This window comes from Eubacterium sp. 1001713B170207_170306_E7, assembly GCF_015547515.1.
Taxonomy (GTDB): Bacteria; Bacillota; Clostridia; order Eubacteriales; family Eubacteriaceae; genus Eubacterium.
The window spans coordinates 515,689-531,597 of record NZ_JADMVE010000001.1 but is presented as its reverse complement, the minus strand read 5'-3'; the positions used below and the strand labels follow the sequence as shown (position 1 = coordinate 531,597).

At 48.2% G+C, this 15,909-nt stretch carries 19 protein-coding genes and 3 riboswitches; of the genes, 3 read left to right on the top strand and 16 right to left on the bottom strand.

All coding sequences use genetic code 11. From position 1 onward, the window contains the following. Positions 1–28: 28 nt before the first annotated feature. The 6 genes from I2B62_RS02690 to I2B62_RS02665 all read right to left on the bottom strand — a co-directional run bounded on the left by I2B62_RS02690 (position 29) and on the right by I2B62_RS02665 (position 3,483). Complete coding sequence (locus I2B62_RS02690) at positions 29–925, bottom strand: Sir2 silent information regulator family NAD-dependent deacetylase (protein ID WP_195267427.1); 897 nt, start codon at positions 923–925, stop codon at positions 29–31. A 255-nt stretch (positions 926–1,180) separates the two neighbouring features. Continuing rightward, positions 1,181–1,579 carry a putative zinc-binding protein gene (locus I2B62_RS02685; protein WP_195267426.1) on the bottom strand — a complete coding sequence of 133 codons (399 nt, stop codon included), beginning with the start codon at positions 1,577–1,579 and terminating at the stop codon, positions 1,181–1,183. 3 nt (positions 1,580–1,582) lie between these two features. Beyond that, positions 1,583–1,990 carry a putative zinc-binding protein gene (locus I2B62_RS02680; protein ID WP_195267425.1) on the bottom strand — a complete coding sequence of 136 codons (408 nt, stop codon included), beginning with the start codon at positions 1,988–1,990 and terminating at the stop codon, positions 1,583–1,585. Then, on the bottom strand, positions 1,974–2,822 hold the full coding sequence (gene gcvH, locus I2B62_RS02675) for a glycine cleavage system protein GcvH (protein WP_195267424.1): 849 nt from the start codon (positions 2,820–2,822) through the stop codon (positions 1,974–1,976). The genes I2B62_RS02680 and gcvH overlap by 17 nt, the downstream gene beginning before the upstream one ends. After that, complete coding sequence (locus I2B62_RS02670) at positions 2,819–3,109, bottom strand: ferredoxin family protein (protein ID WP_195267423.1); 291 nt, start codon at positions 3,107–3,109, stop codon at positions 2,819–2,821. Before I2B62_RS02670 ends, gcvH begins: the two co-directional genes overlap by 4 nt. A 2-nt stretch (positions 3,110–3,111) precedes the next feature. Next, positions 3,112–3,483 (bottom strand): hypothetical protein, encoded by a 372-nt coding sequence (locus tag I2B62_RS02665; RefSeq protein WP_195267422.1) that lies wholly within the window; start codon positions 3,481–3,483, stop codon positions 3,112–3,114. Between the two features lie 197 nt (positions 3,484–3,680). Between I2B62_RS02665 and I2B62_RS02660 the strand changes: the two genes are divergently transcribed. Next, complete coding sequence (locus I2B62_RS02660; RefSeq protein ID WP_195267421.1) at positions 3,681–3,974, top strand: metalloregulator ArsR/SmtB family transcription factor; 294 nt, start codon at positions 3,681–3,683, stop codon at positions 3,972–3,974. A 70-nt stretch (positions 3,975–4,044) separates the two neighbouring features. On the opposite strand, the gene I2B62_RS02655 is transcribed toward I2B62_RS02660, so the two are convergent. The 5 genes from I2B62_RS02655 to I2B62_RS02635 are packed head-to-tail and all read right to left on the bottom strand — an operon-like array spanning position 4,045 to position 9,358. Beyond that, the gene (locus I2B62_RS02655) at positions 4,045–4,818 is read right to left on the bottom strand and encodes an ABC transporter ATP-binding protein (RefSeq protein WP_195267420.1); all 774 of its coding nucleotides are present in this window, start codon (positions 4,816–4,818) and stop codon (positions 4,045–4,047) included. Continuing rightward, positions 4,815–5,852 carry an iron ABC transporter permease gene (locus I2B62_RS02650; protein WP_195267419.1) on the bottom strand — a complete coding sequence of 346 codons (1,038 nt, stop codon included), beginning with the start codon at positions 5,850–5,852 and terminating at the stop codon, positions 4,815–4,817. Before I2B62_RS02650 ends, I2B62_RS02655 begins: the two co-directional genes overlap by 4 nt. A 19-nt stretch (positions 5,853–5,871) precedes the next feature. Then, complete coding sequence (locus I2B62_RS02645) at positions 5,872–6,960, bottom strand: ABC transporter substrate-binding protein (protein WP_195267418.1); 1,089 nt, start codon at positions 6,958–6,960, stop codon at positions 5,872–5,874. A 21-nt stretch (positions 6,961–6,981) separates the two neighbouring features. Further along, on the bottom strand, positions 6,982–8,520 hold the full coding sequence (locus tag I2B62_RS02640) for a nitrogenase component 1 (RefSeq protein WP_195267417.1): 1,539 nt from the start codon (positions 8,518–8,520) through the stop codon (positions 6,982–6,984). Continuing rightward, entirely contained in the window at positions 8,501–9,358 is an 858-nt protein-coding gene (locus I2B62_RS02635; protein WP_243259393.1) for a nitrogenase iron protein NifH, read from the bottom strand. The genes I2B62_RS02640 and I2B62_RS02635 overlap by 20 nt, the downstream gene beginning before the upstream one ends. Positions 9,359–9,450: 92 nt before the next feature. After that, positions 9,451–9,628, bottom strand: a riboswitch (cobalamin riboswitch). Between the two features lie 112 nt (positions 9,629–9,740). Here I2B62_RS02635 and I2B62_RS02630 point away from each other — a divergent pair. Then, positions 9,741–10,679, top strand: coding sequence for a LysR family transcriptional regulator (locus I2B62_RS02630; protein ID WP_195267415.1), 939 nt, complete (start codon positions 9,741–9,743; stop codon positions 10,677–10,679). A gap of 50 nt (positions 10,680–10,729) precedes the next feature. Here I2B62_RS02630 and I2B62_RS02625 read toward each other — a convergent pair whose 3' ends face one another. The 5 genes from I2B62_RS02625 to I2B62_RS20370 form a co-directional block, all read right to left on the bottom strand. Beyond that, the gene (locus tag I2B62_RS02625) at positions 10,730–11,482 is read right to left on the bottom strand and encodes a class B sortase (RefSeq protein ID WP_195267414.1); all 753 of its coding nucleotides are present in this window, start codon (positions 11,480–11,482) and stop codon (positions 10,730–10,732) included. A gap of 170 nt (positions 11,483–11,652) precedes the next feature. Further along, entirely contained in the window at positions 11,653–12,234 is a 582-nt protein-coding gene (locus I2B62_RS02620) for a DUF2284 domain-containing protein (RefSeq protein WP_195267413.1), read from the bottom strand. A gap of 24 nt (positions 12,235–12,258) precedes the next feature. Beyond that, on the bottom strand, positions 12,259–12,786 hold the full coding sequence (locus I2B62_RS02615; RefSeq protein ID WP_195267412.1) for a DUF2115 family protein: 528 nt from the start codon (positions 12,784–12,786) through the stop codon (positions 12,259–12,261). A gap of 107 nt (positions 12,787–12,893) precedes the next feature. Then, a riboswitch (cobalamin riboswitch) is annotated at positions 12,894–13,071 on the bottom strand. 49 nt (positions 13,072–13,120) lie between these two features. Then, positions 13,121–14,086 carry a TIM barrel protein gene (locus I2B62_RS02610; protein ID WP_195267411.1) on the bottom strand — a complete coding sequence of 322 codons (966 nt, stop codon included), beginning with the start codon at positions 14,084–14,086 and terminating at the stop codon, positions 13,121–13,123. Positions 14,087–14,179: 93 nt separating this feature from the next. After that, positions 14,180–14,359, bottom strand: a complete 180-nt coding sequence (locus I2B62_RS20370; protein WP_207735926.1) for a hypothetical protein — start codon at positions 14,357–14,359, stop codon at positions 14,180–14,182. A 112-nt stretch (positions 14,360–14,471) separates the two neighbouring features. Beyond that, positions 14,472–14,550, top strand: a riboswitch (ZMP/ZTP riboswitch). A 45-nt stretch (positions 14,551–14,595) separates the two neighbouring features. Here I2B62_RS20370 and I2B62_RS02605 point away from each other — a divergent pair. Continuing rightward, positions 14,596–15,768 (top strand): phosphoribosylaminoimidazolecarboxamide formyltransferase, encoded by a 1,173-nt coding sequence (locus I2B62_RS02605; protein WP_195267410.1) that lies wholly within the window; start codon positions 14,596–14,598, stop codon positions 15,766–15,768. Positions 15,769–15,909: the final 141 nt, after the last annotated feature.

Below are 15,909 nucleotides of genomic sequence, written 5' to 3'. Positions count from 1 at the left end.
CGTTTTTATTTCTTAAAGACGCCAGAGCCTATACCGCCTCAGCGTCAATACCGTCGCAGCTTTTGATTTTCAACAGTATTTTACCAATATCACCGTCAATACAGACGGACCGCTTCGCAATATCCAGAGGACAGATCGCTTTGCCCAGATTGATACTGGCATAAGCTGCATCTGGGTTTTCCCCTGCCATTCTCCAAAATGGATATTTGATAATCATAGGGGTATTGCCGCCAACTCCCAGCTCTAAAAATAAGAGCTTCATGTTTTTATGACGCCGGATAAAATCCTCATATCGGCTGTGCGCCGCGTACCAGCCCGCATCCTGGACAAAGGTGTTGTCACAGCGGAGATTCATCGTCATCGGTGCGCCGCACACAGTGCACCGCGGCACAAGCCCGGATGGAACCCTCCGGTTCCTCTGCACGGCCACCATTCTTTTAACTGCGATCTCGTTGTCCCAGGTTTTATCACAGCAGGGTTTTGAGCACTGCCACAGCCCATAGTCCCCCTGGGTATAGAACAGCTTTTTCTTATCAAAGCCTGACAGCTGGAACTGGTGGTCTACATTGGTGGTTATCACAAAATAATCCTTATGGCTGATAAGCGTTGAAAGTGTCTCGTAGGGCTCACGGCTCTGGGGTTCATAGCGGTTATGGTAAATATACCGGCTCCAGTAGCCCCAATACTCCTCCGGTGTGGCATAAGGATAAAACCCCGCCGAATACATATCCGAAAAGTGGTAAGCCTCGATAAAATCGGGGAAAAGCGTCTCAAAACGCTGGCCCGAGTAGGTCATGCCCGCAGAGGCCGACAAACCTGCTCCAGCTCCAATCAGCACAGCGTCCGCTGTTTCAAGGACTTTTCTCAGCCAACGGATTTGAAGGGCTTCATGGTTTCTTTTTTGGGTTGTGTTTTTTAAAAACATCCGGTCACCTCAATTCATATTGTCTGTTTATTTTTTATGATTTCTTTTTATGCTACTATCATAAATCAAGGTCCATTATCTGTGAAGAAGGCACAATATTGTGGGATAGTTTCCAAAAGGTAACTATTGGGAATTTAAGGGCTTCTCTCTTCAAGATTCCCTTAAGATTTATTTTAATAAGACCAAATAAAAAAGACTTTTCATGATCCTGTTCCAATCATGAAAAGCCTTTTTACCCAGCGTTTCTTGCTATGCTTACAACATGTCAAAAATCCGGATAATTTCTTTTGTTACCTCATCCACAAGCTCAAACTGCTCAGGGGTTAAATCTTTAGTCGAAACTACGCTGTTATTCAGCGCTGTCCTTTTTCCCAGAAGCGTCTCCACATCGACCGCTCCTGCTACCGTACCGCTGTATTTTTCAATGGCGCGTCTGGCACAGCATCTGCTGCAGCCATCCACTGATATGGTCGGATGATTTTGAGCAAAGGCACGTTCCTGCTCACCACCTGCAATGAACAGGGGCAGACACAGGGTGCTGACCTCTCCAGGTCTCAGTTCTTCCATCATTTTGCGGACTGCCAAGCGTGAAAGGGTTCCTCCCAGACATTCCTCACCACTGCATGCGATTATTCCAATAGTCTGCTGACTCATCGCCTATTCTCCTTTCATTACTGCTTTTACTTCTTCTGCCATAATCCGGGCCAGCTCATCGGCAAACCTCCAGCCGTCCTCTGTCAGACGTGTGCCGCTGCCGTGCTCCTCACCCCGGTGCGGCTTTATAAAATCAATCACACGGTGCTGATGACAAATATTTCCTCCAGCGGCTTCCACACTTTTCTGCGCACAGCATTTAGCGCAGCCGTCAAGGGTGATACAAGACTGTCCCTCTATCTTTGCAATCACCTCGTCATCACCAGTGACGATATGGGCCAGACACAGGCTTTCTGTTTCTTCTGGCAGCAATTCACCGGTCACCTCCAAAGCCGCTTCACGGGCAATCAGCCCAAGCACCTTTCCGATCCCGCTACATGGAATAATCTTTACTCTAGAGTTCAATCTCATCCACCTTCCTTTTTATGATTTCATAATACGCCTCATCACGGATGAGCATCTGGGTATCCTCCTCCCAGTGAGTCAATCTTATCTCTGCGATCCAGCCCGCTTCATAGGGGCTTTCGTTGACAAGCTCAGGCGACTGCTCCAGTTCTGTATTAATGGCTGTAACCACACCGCTGACCGGTGAAACCAACTCAAAGATTGATTTTCCAGACTCCACTGAGCCCACATCGTCAAACTGCTCAAGCGCCCGCCCAACCTCTGGAAAATCGACGAACAAAATATCAGACAGGTTCTGCTGGATAAAATCCGTTACACCCACACGGGCGATCCCGTTTTTCACAAGGGCCCAGCAGTCATTCTCGTTAAAATAGTAATGGCTTTCAGGCACCTTAAAAATAAACTTTCCTTTGAAAAAAGTTTTATAATGGATGGGAGCTGGCATTTCAAAGGCCGAGACTTCACCCTCATCAGGCTTTTCCTGAAAACTCTCGGCGAGGGTATTTACAAAAGCCTTGGCGGACTCATCCATTTCCAGATAATCGGTTAACAAGAAGCCCCTTTCCCTGGCGCTGTCACTCACATTGATTCGTTCTGCTACCTTCAAATGCTTCTCGACAGCCAGTTTACTGGCGCATTTCGTACTACAGCCGTCGATGACCAGCAGAGGCTTTTCAGTCAGCGCCTTCCGGTAACGTTTCTCTGCGGCGTGGTAGAGCACCGGGCAGATCAGCTCATGGTCGCCATCCTCCAAAAGCCTGAGGGCGACCTCGCGGGTCAGTGAGCCCGCAAATTTGTCCAGTCCATTACAGGGAAGTACACAAAAATCTTTTTTCATGATTTCTTATCCTCCCTGCGCATGGCTTTTATGGCCTGGATTGTCGCTGCCTTATCTGGAAATATGATGGCGTCCGGGCCACAGGTCTTTCCGCAGGCGCGGCAAAAGACCACGCAGTTGTCCGGATTTTTTACCGCCAGCTGATGGACGCTCTCCTCCTGTTTTTCAAATACCTGATGCGGGCAGAAGTCCATGCAGTCCATACAATCGTTGCATTTGCTGTAATCAATGCGGGGCGACCAGTCAATCCGATTTCGTTCCACTCCCATAAATGTTGTATCATTCATCCTTAAACCTCCAGCCCCATGGCTTCGAGCGCTTTTTCAACTTTTTCAAAGGCCTGCTCATTTGTCATATTGCGAATATCCAGCATAACCGCGTCCTTTTCGATATCGAGCCCAGCCTCCTTAAAGGCCTCTTTAAACATTTTGCGCTGCATATTCGGCGCACAGGCGCCAATCACAAGCTTTCGGTTCGTTTTTAAAAAATCTGCCCAAAAACGGTCTCCATCCTCCTCACACAGCTGCGGATGAATGAGGGCATACTCTACCGGCAGCTCTACACGCACTTGATTAATAAAATCCCATATATCCATCGCCTGGAATCCTGGACATTTTCCTGTGCACACACACATGATAAATCCTGGTCGTTCTCCTCTCATATTAGCACCTCTTTATATAATTATTTAATTATATATTTATAATATTACGTTTCTTTGGGAAAGTCAAGTGGTTTTATGACCAATAAAATGATATTTCCGCTTTTATTAATCCGGTAAGGCACTTGTTTTTTAAACGGACATCTTATATAATCATTATATAACAGATCAATTATATCATTATAGAAAAGAGGCTTATTATGGATATAGAAACATTATCCGTCAAAATATTAAAGGCAATGGGCCACCCAATCCGTTTGAAAATTGTGAAATTTTTACTGGATAAGCCCCATTGTGTCTGTGAACTGAAAGAAAACCTTGAGTTCAGCCAGCCCAATCTTTCCCAGCACTTAAAAATATTGAAAGAAGCGGGTATTATCGAAAGCGAAAAGGTTGGTGTCCAGACACACTACCACGTCGCCTTAAAAAACACCGCAGCGCTGATTGCCGCGGCAGAGGCTATGAGCCAGGAATATCTGGGCCAGTTTAAATAAACAAAAACGCAGCGGGTACACGACGCTAAGTACCCGCTGCGTTTTTTACGTTTTACAAGCTTTCCCTCCACTAAATTCCCGATATACACACCCTGCGTTTCAGCTCATCTGAATAAAACACACAGACTCTTTCCTGATAGAGCTGTGTAAGGGACGGCTCAGTGAGGATATGCTCCGGCTCTCCACAGTGCAGTCTCCCTTGCCGGTCTAATAGCGCAACGAACCCACCAGTATAAAAAACCTGATCGGGATTATGGGTTGTCATGATAATACCAAATCCATTTTCAGACAGCTTTTTGACAAGGCGCATGGTCTTAATCTGGTTGCCAAAATCCAGGTGAGCTGTCGGCTCATCCAAGAGGATAAAATCCGGCTCCTGTACAATGGCTCTGGCAATGGTTACCAGCTGTCGCTCGCCACCGCTGATCTGTGTATAGGGCTTTTCAATGAGATGCGTTATGCCAACCATATCCAGGGCCCGTTCTACCTGCTCATAGTCGGTATCGCCCGGGGAACGCGTCTTTCCAAGATAGGGCGTTCGCCCCATGACCACAAACTCCCTCACGGTGTACTCGTAGGTGGGAACATGTATCTGCGGCACATAGCCAATTCTCTGGGCTACCTTTTTGGGGGGCATTTTATCGACATCCTCGCCATTCAGCCGTATTTTTCCCTTCTGCGGTGTGATCAGATTTCCGATACAGTTCAGCAATGTCGATTTCCCTGCGCCGTTCGGCCCTAAAATGGACAGTATCTGACCTTTTTCAAGCTCAAAATTCACTTGTTCAAAGATAACGCGGCTGTTTAAATATTTAAAACTGAGATTATTGACTTCCAGCTTCATGAGAGGTTCATCCTTTGTTTTTTTAGAAGGTAGAAATAGAAGGGCGCACCGATCAGCCCAGTTAAAATGCTCAGGGGCAGCTCGGCGCTTGTCAGTGTTCGGGCGATGGTATCCACCACCAGCAGAAAAATCCCCCCGACCACAAAGGAAACTGGCAGCAGCTTCATGTTATCCGGCCCGACCAAAAGCCTGCCGAGATGCGGCACCACCAGACCAACCCAGCCAATGGTCCCGCAAATACAGACAGAGCAAGCTGTCAGCAGTGTCGCGCAGACAATCACGATCATCCGTGTGGTTTTAATGGTGATCCCCAGGCTTTTGGCCTCTGTCTCTCCGAGGGACAGCACATTGATCCGCCACCGCATGGCCATCAATACCAATGTAGAGACCAGCACCGCAGGACAGATCATCAGAAGGCTGTTTGGCAGAACTTTTGCGATGCTGCCCATCTGCCAGTAGGTAATTTCCGCCAGCTGTGTCTCGGGGTCGGCAATGTACTTGATGATTCCCATAATGGAGTTCATGAGCCCTGTAACAATAATGCCTGCCAGCACCAGCATCATATTGGAGTTGTTTTTGATTACCCTTGGAATAGCGGTTGTGATCAAAACTGCGATAATGCCGCCGATAAAGGCACCGACCTGCACACCAAAGGTGCCAACGCTGAAAAGAATGGCGAGGGCAGCGCCGATACAGGCTCCGGAGGATACCCCCAGCAGATCCGGCGCCACCAAAGGATTTTGGAAAACACCCTGGTAAACCGCGCCGGACAGAGCCAGAGAGCCGCCCACCAGAATCGCTGCCGCTACACGCGGCAGCCGAAGGGTCATAACGACACTTTCTGTGTTGGTATCCCAGCTTCCCGAAATCGGGAAAATTTTGGACAGAAGCACCTTAAGCACATCTGGAAAGGGTATCCAGTAACGCCCCAAACACAGGGCCAGAAGCCCGAATAAAACCAAAATGAGGGTCAGTCCAGCGAAAACAGCATAACATTTTTGGTTGATTTTCTTTTTAAGTCCCGCTGTATTCATATTCTCTCCCCTTCAAATTTTACTGGTTTACTTTCACATTATAAATGGTGTCAATCTCTTCATCGGTTAAATTGTAATCAAAAAACTTTTTATAAAAATCCTTAATATCACTTCGGATATCATAATCTGAGAAGATTTCCGGCTGCTGGATACTGCCCATCCACTTGAGCATCAGCGGCGTTTCCACACAGGGGGCATCCCAGCGCAGAATCCCCACCGGGGTTTTGTAAACACGGTGGTTTTTGACCGCGTCGATATTGCTCCAGTCCTGGCCCTCGATTTTGTTTTCATACAGGTCCTCTGGCATGGTGTCGTCAAAATTCGAGAGGTAAATAATCTCAGGGTTCCATTCCATAATCTGTTCCATATTTACTTCCGCCCACTTCTTCTCCAAACCTGCGGCAACATTACGGCCGCCTGTCAGCTCAAGCAGGTAGTTATTAATGTTTTTGGAACCTGCGACGCTCAGCTTATTATTTTGCAGATAGAGGACGCTCTTTTGATCTGCCGCAGCAGCCTGATCCTTTTTATTGGTAAAATAGATCTCGGTATCGTCGTGGTAATTGATGAGCTCCCGGGTAAAATCCTCCTTATCCAGAACCTTTCCCACCAGTGTTAAATCCTTTTTCAGATTCTCAAGGTTTTCGGCGTAGTTTAACATAACAGGCGTAATGCCAACCGCCTTCAGCTTTTCGGCCTCAGCCTCCTGGTCATTCCAGATAAACGCTACCTCTGGCGAAAGCTTCATGAGCTCTTCAATATTAATGGAAAAATCCTGGGAAATTTCTCCTGTTGAAATCTCTGCAAATTCCGGCGCCAGCTTGGTCATAAAGCTTTTTTTATACTGGGCCATCGCGCTGGGGTTAATGGACACAATTCTGTCGCTTCCCCCGTCAATCGTCCACACAGCCGATGCCCACGGAATCGGGGTGATGGCCACTTTGGTGATCTTTTCCGGCAGCTCTACCTGGTTACCGCCCTCATCGGTTATGACACGCGCCACAGCTTTGTCGGTACTCTCCGCGGTTTTTCCGCTGCTTGCACAGCCTCCAAAAATCAAACTGACAGCCAGGCACAGGCCTGCTGCTTTTAACCATGTTTTTTTCATTTTAAACTCCTTTATTTTTAATTACTTAAAAAACTGTTTTAAATACTGACGGCCCTCTCGACCGATAATACAGTAGTCCCGCTTCACATAACGGTTTCCGCTGAGGGCCGGGAAGGGTAAGGGCACCTGAACCGCCGCGTTTTCAGGAAGATACTGAAAATACAGAGGGTCCGCGACAACATAATCCATTTCTCCGGCCAGGCCAAGCTCTAAAGGAAGCTTTTCGGCGATGGTGCACTCCACATTAAATTCATTTTTCAGCACCACACTTATCTGGCGGTTCAGCTCATGATCCCCTATCATCACTGCGTTTTTTAGTTCCTGTTTTAACGGCGCTGTATCCTGGGTCTGGAACACGGCGTCCCCAGTTATGCTCTCCAGAGCTTGACAGGCAGCCCTGACGCCGCTCACGCTGACAGGCATCTGATAAAACCACGGCGTGCCATACTGTTTCTCCATCCATTTCGCCAGTTCAAGGCCCGCTGCCGAGATAACCCAGTTGACCCGTGCTTTGGGCGCGTCTCTGAGTTCGGCGCGCTTTCCGCCTCCCAGCCAGCAAACAGCATATCCCAGTCGGGCAAGCTCACACACCAGCGCATCAAACTGCCGTTGATTTCCGAAAACAAAGGGCGTATACCCAACAAGATTGATCTGTTTTTGGGTGAGCTCACAACGCCGCATCTGCTGTCTTGAAGCAATGGACAGCGCCTGCTTTGTTCCCTCAAGGGCGTCCTGAAAGCCGTTGGTCTGGATGAATACTTTTTCGTTAAGCGTGGGAAAAGAGCTGTCGTCGAGGCCTGTCATGGCAGTCAGCGGTGTGCCTACAATGAACGCAGACTGTCTCTTGTCCTCCTGCATGGCGGCATCTATGCCCTTCTCAATGCTCTCAGCCGAGCCAAGTGTCACCTGGAGGTCGTTCATTCTTGAATACCAGAAAGGCTGTTCCCTGAAATCATCAATGGACCGTGGACAGGAGGCACAGCCCGCGCCTGTTACCAGACAGGCGCAGATCGAGTGGTCCCCTTCAAAAGCAGTCAGCGCGCCGCTGTAATCTGCTGCCAGAGGCGGAAGCGGACAGAGGCGCTCCTCTTTTCCTTCTTTGTGGTTTTCCTGAGCGTGTCCAAATCCCTGAATGATTTCTTCAAGCCGTTCCACAGACTTTTTCTTCCGTTTTTCCATAGGACCCCGTCTGAAAACAGCGACCGGCACATTATAAGGATTATCCGCTTCTGATATCAGCGCCTCAAAATCGGTCTGTATCAAAAGATCTGGACAGGAGACATAGAGCACCACGCCTTTTGTCCCCTGGGTCATGAGAAGCTCCTCGATCATCCCGCGGACTCTGTGTGCGTAGCTACCAAGGGTATACTCCAGCCTGGAAACTGGACAGAGCCTCAGACGGCAAAGCGCTTCCTTCTCCATTGCCCTGAAATAAAGAATACGGAGGCAGGCAGGCGGCCCTACTGCCAGAACACGCACACCCCCGGTTTGGAAAAGAAGTCTGGACAGCGCCTCATCTCCCATGCCTGGCTGTGCCTTCTCAATGGTTGCTGTGTCCATGATGGTTCTCCTTCTCGAGCTGATAGAGTGTTTTACCCAGGTTGTCCATCTCCGCATCGGCAAGAGGTTTCGGAAGTGTCCCGGCTTCCTGACGGGCGATGGCTCTGGCCAGTGTCATAAAGCTTTTTTGCAGTGCTTCACCCTCGTCCTGTTCAAAAACAGTTGTTTTCTGATAGTCGGCAAGCCGAAGTGTATCACTTTGGCTGACAGAGGCCGTAATCAGGCTGCCTGTCCGTTCACCAAAGCGCTCGACCGCCTGATGGTCGGTACCGGGCCGGGCCCGGTTATGGATCAGTCCGCCAAACAATGGCTGCGCCCCAGCAGAATACCGTACAATGCTCTTCATAATATTATTGGCGGCATAAAGCGACATCAGCTCAGAGGAGGTGACGATATATACCTGATCCACACACCTTTTTCTCATAGGCATTGAAAACCCGCCGCAGACCACATCGCCTAAGACATCATAGGTGATTAAATCCCAGCGTTCTTCAAATATTCCTAACTTTTCAAGAGTCTCCAGGGTCGTAGCAATCCCCATTCCCGCGCAGCCAATGCCTGCCTCCGGCCCTCCGGCCTCCACACACGCCACACCCGTCTCACCCATAAACAGGATATCCTGTATGGTCACCTGCTCCCCTTTTTCATTCAGCCTTTGAATGACTGTGGGAATCCGCTTTCTCATCAGGCACCGGGTTGAATCGGACTTGGGGTCACAGCCGATGTGAAGCACCCTTTTTCCCATTTTGGCGAACGCGGCGGAAACATTGGCCGCAATGGTCGACTTTCCAATGCCGCCCTTTCCATAAAACGCGATTCTCTTACTGCTCTTTTCCATTATCTCTCCCATTAAAAAAACTCTTCTGACTGATTCATCAGAAGAGTTCCTCAACACAAGCAACACCCTCTCCCAATGATCCGTTAGGTTAGGTATAGACAAGAAATGTTGAAGTATCCTGACTTGGGTTCATTGCCAGCTGTAACAACTTCCCAGAGAATACTCTCCAGTGTTGATAAAACATACAGCGGCTCCCCCTTACAGTGGCGGCACCGTACCGGATTCTCACCGGTTTTCATACAACAAGTCTTCTATGTAATTTTGCTATATTATATCACGATATCTGATAATTCACAACCACTGCAATTAACTCAATTTTTGATTGCCAGCTATCGTATTTTTTGATAGTATATTTAAAACAGAGGAAAGGAATCGTATCAATATGATCTCTATGCAAAACATGAAATACATTGTCGAGATCGCAAAGCACCACTCGATCTCTGCTGCCGCCAAGTCTCTTTTTGTCTCACAGTCAACGCTTTCCACAGCGGTACGCGAGGTAGAGCAGCAGCTTGGCATCGCAATTTTCAGCCGAAATAATCGTGGCATTGAGGTTACCTTTGAAGGACAGGACTTTCTAAACCACGCCAGGGATATTGTGGAGCAAAGCGAATATCTTGAAAGGCGGTACAAGCACCGGAAAACCCTGCCCATGCGTTTTTCCGTTTCCACCCAGCGGCTTCCCTTCTCGGTCATGTCCTTTATACAGATCGTCGGGGACCTTGAGCTCAGGCATTATGACATCGCCATCCGTGAATGCCCAACACATGAAGTCATACACGATGTGGCGTCCAGACGGAGTGAGCTCGGCATTTTATGCATCAACGAGCACTACCTCAACACCATGCAGAAGCTCCTGGATTCCAGCAATCTGACCTTCTACGAGCTGGGTCAGCTCACCACCTATGTTTTCCTGCGGAAAAAGCACCCCCTGAGCGGCAATGCCTCCCTGACACTGGATATGCTCAAAGAATACCCCTTTGTAACCTATGACCAGGGTGAGGACAGCATGCTGCATTTCTCTGAGGAGATCCTGTTCAATGAAATCTGGGATAAAAACATTCATGTCATTGACCGCTGCTCCAAAATCGCCCTTGTCCGCGGCACAAACTGCTTCAGCATTGGTCCAGACCTGACCAACAGCGACGCTGACCGTATGCATTCCAACATGAGCGAGGTGAGGGCTGTGCGTCTTTTGGATAATGACCAGCGTCTCCACGCCGGATACATTCTCAGGAACGAGCACAGCTTGAGCGCCATCGGCGAAAAATACATTAAAGTCCTGACCGAAAAGATCAAAGCCTTTGAGCGATGGGAGTAAAAAAGGCACAATAAAAAGCCGTATCCTGCACAGGGATACGGCTTTGATTTTTATGAAACCCGACGGGCAATTACGGCTAAACGTCCATCGTTCAGACCGACATTAAAGATACAGGTGGACAGCGTAAGAATCTCGTCACCCGGTTGTACATTCACATCGCTCGCGACAATACTCTGGTTCTTTATGTTCTGGTAATAGGCCAGAAAGCTTTCATCATCGGCAAATTCCAGCTGTCTGTAATCATAGTCCTGCTCCTCCACCAGCACGGCAAAGATTTCCCATACGCCGTCACCGCCCAGCTCCGGCGGTCTTCTGTAAACAATTTTGTTATGCTCTTTGATAAAATCAGGATTCTGATAATAATAGAGCAGATCGTCAAACATGACGTGCACGCCGCTGCGCATGGTGCTGTGCCCATAGATCAGAGAATTCTGGCTTCTGGGCTGCCATTTATAATTCATATCGATAAAGGGAACGCCCCTTTCGTCGGACTCGCCATTAAATGAAGTGTACAGATATTTATCATTATCCGTTGTCTGTACCACCGGGGTATCAATATTGGTTCCTTCAATGCTCAGCCAGCCAACAGTTTCCGGGTTCACCTCACGCAGCGCTGCCCAGTCGATGCTGTTATCCTCCCGGTTGGTAACCTGCATTTTGAGGAGCGGCGTATTATTGGGAAAAAACTCCTTGTAGAGCATCCATCCCGCCGCGGCCAAAAGGGAGAGGATGATCAGAATGATGACGATATCTCCCACAACGCGCACGGCGCTTCTTTTCTTCTTCACTTTCTTTTTTGTCATATTTATATTTATGATCCTTCAGGCTTACAGTCCCTGCGTATTTGTAGGACAGTCTGTTTAGTGCTTCCAGGCCCAAAGGCATTACACCTCCTTTTATGGTTATTCATTATATCAAATCTTTCTCAATTGATAAAGACTTAAATGATAACAAAAAGGATTTTATACCGGTCTTAAAAAAGAATAAAGCTAAAATACGTCAGGGTTTCCGGGCCGTGGGTGTAACGCAGACCGGTTTTGACCACAATGTCCATTACGATGATCCCATAGCCCTCCACCGAGGGAAAGAGCTTGTCTGGATATCGGCAGGGCTCGTGGGGGTAGGTGCACACATCGCAGACCAGGCACCCTTCGGTCGATAAAACAAGGCTCTCGGGCCGGTGTGTCCGAAACTGCTGAGCCACCTTTGCCGTCACTGCCTCATGCCGGATACGCGCTTCCTGCCAGCCCCTTGCGTTGTAGCGCCCCTTCAAGTCTGCCACGGTGGAAAAGACCATCACATTTTTATAGGAGAGGCATTTCATCACACAGTGTTCATAGCTTCCCACAGCCGGGGGGCATGCCCAGGTCGCGTTGAACTGCCCGCAGCTGTTACGCTGGCACAAAGTACGCGTCTGGTCTGAAAAAAGCAGCTGGTCGGTCATTGAAAAGGCGCATTCCTCTACGCCGATTTCCTGAAGAGATGGATGCCTGAATACCGAGGGAGGATTCATTGTTTTTTTATCCGCATGACATACTGTTCTCAAATTATCCATTTTTACCTCAAATTTTAAAGCGCCCTACACGCTTATGCTGTCTTGGGCCTCAGAACAGGCCACTGTTTCCAGTGTCTCCTTGCAATGGGCGCTGCAAAAATGACAGAGCGCATCCGGATTTTCCAGCTCTCTGGCCTTCTGCGGACAATAATACTGATCAAACTGCTGCTCCAGAAACTGGCCGTCAAAATGACTTCCCACCGGGTGGAGCGGCTTCTCCTCGATAAACGCCAGATAGGTACACGCAAGCTTGATCATGCTCTTCTGCAGCTCGCCCCCAAGCACGTAATCTTCCAGATATTGATCCAGCAGTGTCTGGAAAGCATACAGCCTTTTCTCATGGATACCTTTTAATGGATTGTCCTCCAGCACCGCTGTCTTAAGACTGATCAGGGCAGTTACATTATAAATGGTATTGAGCATGGTCTGGTGGGCCAGGGTTCCCGGTTTAAACTTTACCTTCTGTACCTCCTCACGTTGCTGCATCAGGACTTCCAGATCAAACTTTTCGGCCTCCTCCTGAAGCTGAAGGACTAAATCATACTTTGTCATTTTTCTCCTTTCCGGCTCCTCTGACCACAAAAAAACCTTCTCTGAATTAGAGAAGGTAAAAAGACATATCATTGCCTGTGGTTTGTCCTATTACTCTAAATCGGAGCTTTAAGAACCTGTTTCTGAGTCGGTCTTCTGGCTTTGCAATATCATCCTTCTCCCTTCCCGCCCGGAGGCAGTGGTTCCTGAGAGGCATTTTGCATTACAGCTGCGATTACAGCAAGGGAGTCACACCCTTTTCCCATTACACAGAACAGTTTCACGATTAAATTTTCTCTATCATATCGCTTTCTGCTGTCTTTGTCAAGAAAAAGCGTTTTAGCTTTTTCGGGTCTTAAACGAATGCTGAAAGCTGTTGATCCAGCTTTTGCCCATGCTCGTCCGAGTCGGCGCTCACAAGCTCCAGTGTCAGGTATTCGGGAGCGATTCTCTGTATCAGCCCATTTACCTCAGGATGGATAAATGGCAAGTGGGCGTCAATATTAAAAATATGCTCCGAGCACTGCCAGAAACGGTCCCAGAAGTCTTGCTTTAAATCCGGCGGGTTTTGAAGAATTTTCTGAACATAGGCCCCTGTGAGTGACTGCTGGAGGTGCATCCCGCAGATATAATCGCAAAGCGCACCGTGGGCGTCAAGCATCTTATGGATATAGTCAATGCCCTCCTTTTCTGTCTGCAGCGCTAAATTAGTGTGCAGTAAATGGCCGGTATCAAACATGATTCCCTTATTCTCCGTATGGATTCCGTTCATGAGCCGTTCTGTCATCTCTGGCCGGGTAAGGGTCAGGCCGGGCCACCAGAGATTTTCGACCAGGAATTTAAAGGTATAATTTTTACCGTCCAAAAGCGTGTTGATCACTTCACAGCTGGCGTCAATCACGGCCTCGTCGCTGTAATGAAAAACTCTGTGGTAAGTTTCCGTAAAACGGCAGTCCGAGACATGGAACACCACATACTCCGCATTCAGCGTCTGTGCTATTTCCAGCTCCTTTTCCAAACGGTTGAGGATACAGGTTCTGTCCTTTCCCTCATAATATACCTCCCAGTTTTCCGGCTTATCAAACTCACTGCGTAAAGCCTTTTCATTATTAAACCAGAGATCCATCCAACTGGGAAACATTCTCAGGTGTATGCCCACCACATCCTGCCGGGGTATCTTCTCTGGAAGACGCTCATTCCACAATACCTGAAGCTCCAGGCCGTCCAGTCCGCGCGATCTGTAAAAATCCTTCAGGCTGCTCCGGTTCTTAAACCGGTCCATATCATGGCTGAACACCGTCATATTGATGAGTTTTTTCATATTATCTGCTCCGCTTTTCCTGTATTTTCAAAATTTTAAAGTGTTTGATTTTTCTTTATCATAGCTTTCACGCTCAGTTTTGTCAATCGTCTCTTAAATTCCGTCAGTTTTAAACCGTTCCTGAACAGGTGAAGGTTTTTTAAGAATTGAATCTTTTGCAGCTGTTCTGTATAATAGTTTTAATAGGAAACGCTCGCATTGATTACTGAAAGGAGGTTTTACAATGAAACAGCACCGTTTTTGGGCTTTTGCCGCACTTTTCTGCTTTGCCATGACCATGCTCACAGGCTATGAAAGAAAATAAATTCACACTGGATGCTCCGGGTTCAATGTGTTATGACTGCTGCAAAAGCATTGACACTCGCTTAAGAATATGATAAAGTTTTGATAGTTATACGACTGACGGAAGTGGAATAAACCACATGAAGTATAATAATCAAGAGCCGACCGTCTGGGCAAAAGAGTCCGGATTTGTCGGCTCTTTTTATATGACATGGAGGATGATAAAAATGAAAGAACTGGAATTAAAGTATGGCTGCAATCCCAATCAAAAGCCTGCCCGAATCTTTATGAAGGACGGCGAGCTTCCCCTTCAGGTGTTAAACGGAAAACCCGGCTTCATCAACCTGCTGGACGCCTTTAACAGCTGGCAGCTCGTGAAGGAATTAAAAGAAGCCACAGGCCTGCCCAGCGCAGCAAGCTTTAAGCATGTCAGCCCTGCCGGCGCCGCTGTGTACGTTCCCCTGACCGATGTCGAAAAGAAAATGTACTTTATCGAGGATATTGAGCTCACGCCTGTTGCCACAGCCTATATCCGGGCGAGAGGCAGCGACCGGATGTCCAGCTACGGCGATTTTATCGCCCTGAGCGACGAATGTGACGCCGCCTGTGCCCGTTACATCTCCATGGAGGTCAGCGACGGCATCATTGCCCCTTCATTCTCAGCGGAGGCCTTAGCCCTGTTATCGGAAAAGAAAAAAGGGAAGTACGTTATTCTCCAGATTGATGAAGGCTATGAACCTGAAGCTCTGGAATATAAGGATGTTTTTGGCATAACCTTTGAACAGTCCAGAAACAATCAGGCTATTACCGAGGCGCTGTTTCAGAAAATTCCGACCAAAAACCAGACCCTCAGCCCATCGGATAAGCTCAATCTCCTGATCGCGCTGGTGACCTTAAAATACACCCAGTCAAATTCCGTCTGCTATGTCAAGGACGGACAGGCCATCGGTATTGGCGCCGGACAGCAGTCCCGTGTTCACTGCACACGGCTTGCGGGTAATAAAGCGGACAACTGGGCGCTTCGCCACCACGAGAAGGTATTGAACCTGCCCTTTAAGGAAAACATGCCGCGGGCCAACCGGGACAATGCCATAGACGTCTATATTTCAGAGGATGCCGAAGACATCCTGAACGATCATGTATGGCCTGAGTTCTTTACAAGCAGGCCAGAGCCTTTTTCCAGAGAGGAAAAGAAAGCCTGGCTGTCCCGGGTAAGCGGCGTCGCCCTGGGCAGCGATGCTTTTTTCCCCTTTGGCGACAATATTGAGCGCGCGCATAAAAGCGGCGTTACCTGCATTGCCCAGTCCGGCGGCTCGATCCGGGACGACCTTGTCATCGAAGCCTGTGATCAATACAATATCGCCATGGCCATGACCGGAATCCGTTTGTTTCATCATTAAAAATAAAGCTGAGCGGCGGCGTCTTTTCGAGACTGCGCTGCTCAGCTTTTTTTCTATTGTCAATAAGATAAATCCTTAACATTTCTCCATTATTGAATTTTAATCATTGACACTTATTTAATTACTGTGCTATCATAGATA